The 1805-nt window shown below is 44.3% G+C and carries 1 protein-coding gene and 1 pseudogene; both read right to left on the bottom strand.

Going from position 1 to position 1805, the window contains the following annotated elements:
• A pseudogene (locus AB4375_RS21550) lies at nt 1–302 on the bottom strand (pyridoxal kinase); the annotation flags it as partial.
• A 98-nt stretch (nt 303–400) separates the two neighbouring features.
• Nucleotides 401–1609, bottom strand: a complete 1209-nt coding sequence (gene gltS / locus AB4375_RS21545) for a sodium/glutamate symporter (protein ID WP_017068368.1) — start codon at nt 1607–1609, stop codon at nt 401–403.
• Nucleotides 1610–1805 lie beyond the last annotated feature (196 nt).

Raw genomic sequence — 1805 nt, 5'->3', positions numbered from 1 at the left:
TTAACTAAATTAACCGACTCAGCAACCGCTTTACATTGGTCTGCGCTTCCCTGATAACCCGATAGGATCGCACCACAGTCTTTCAGTACGTTGATGTTGTCTAAGCCTCGAATCAAGTTTCGAATATCATCTGAGCCGAATGTTTGCCCGGTCCAACCTTGTTGATATTGTGTGTGGTTGGAAAATTGTACCGTATGGATAGGCCATACTTCGAGTCCCATACGTTGCATAGGAAAAACCGCAGAGCTATTGCCAGCATGGCCAAAGACCACATGAGACTGAATTGAAATTACACCTTTCAAACCGTCACTCCTCTTCTGAATATAGTTTTTGATGTCTTGAGTAAATTTTAAAGTCAAAGTACTGAACTTTGGTAATCCCCTTTGATGGGGAAGATCCATCAAGACATGAAATGTAAGAATGTCTCTATAACGATTAGGTTTGAGAGATCGATAAAGAACGCACCAATTAACGGCACGATAAAATACGCTTGTGGCGATGGGCCGTAGTAACCCGTGATACCATTCATATTGAGCATGGCTGTCGGTGTCGCACCCAAACCAAAGCCCGCATGACCACTTGCCATCACCGCGGCATCATAATTTTTACCGAGTAGCTTATAGGTAACGGACGTAACAAACACAATAGTAAACAATGTTTGAATCGTTAGGATAACCACCAGCGACAACGCCATATCAAACAGCTGCCAAAGTTTGATTTCAAGCAATGCCATAGATAAGAAGACACTTAGGGCAATTGAGCTTAAACGTGCCACTTCGACCATCGCAATCTTGGCAGGTTTGCTCTCGCTAAATAGTGTTGAGAATAGTGCACCAACAAATAACGCATAGACGAAATTTGGCACCATGTTCAGCCAATGCACATCGAGCACAAGCACTAAACTATGTAGCATTTGGCTGAGCTCAACACAGCATGCTAAAAGAACAACGCTTCCGATGCCATGTAGTACATTGCCCTTAGTCAGCATGTGATGGGCCTTTTTGTGTTCCACATCTGCTGCATGTACGTTCGGTGTTGAAAGTTGATTTTTTTCAACCAAATACGTGCCTAAAGGCGCTCCGATAATACCGCCAATCACAAGACCAAAAGTGGCACAGGCCATCGCGATTTCGAGTGCATTATCGACACCAAAATGGTCATGAAACATCGACGCCCATGCAGCACCTGTACCATGCCCACCTGATAGGGTGATAGAGCCCGTCATCAGTCCTAGCTTAGGATCCAGCCCTAAGAACGAGGCTGCAGCGACACCAATAGCGTCCTGAAAAATAATATAAACAACGGCGATTCCGAGAAAGACAACGAACAAGCGTCCACCTTGGAATAGCTGCTTGATATTTGCGCTTAAACCAATGCCTGCGAAAAACATCAGCATCAACGTCTCTTTATAAGGAAGTTCAAATTCGAACTCCATTCCCATGCGATATAAGCAAGTAGTAATTAAGGCTGCGATGCACCCACCAATCACCGGCCCTGGGATATGATATTTACTTAATATTGGTGTGTGTTTTTTGGTTACCTCACCAAACAACAACATCAAGAGTGCCAAAATGGCAGATTCAACGGCATTTACAGAAATTACATTCATTATCACGACCTAAACAACCGAATAAAAAAGCCCCGACTTGACGGGGCTTATATTTTCTAGCAACTACGAATTACGCAGAGAACTCTTGGAAGTACTCATCCAACACAGTGCGTGTTGCACGGCCAATTAGCTCGTACTCGTGGTGAGTAAGGTTCGCTAGTGATACGCGTACTGAGGCGTGTACTGTGTCGAAACC

Source organism: Vibrio sp. 10N.261.51.C6, assembly GCF_041471785.1.
In the GTDB taxonomy this organism is placed as follows: Bacteria; Pseudomonadota; Gammaproteobacteria; order Enterobacterales; family Vibrionaceae; genus Vibrio; species Vibrio crassostreae_C.
This window is presented reverse-complemented; position numbering and strand designations above follow the sequence as displayed.

Excerpts from the sequence above, each read along its gene's own strand:
- gltS (WP_017068368.1), bottom strand. The coding sequence starts at position 1,609 with ATGAATGTAATTTCTGTAAATGCCGTTGAATCTGCCATTTTGGCACTC.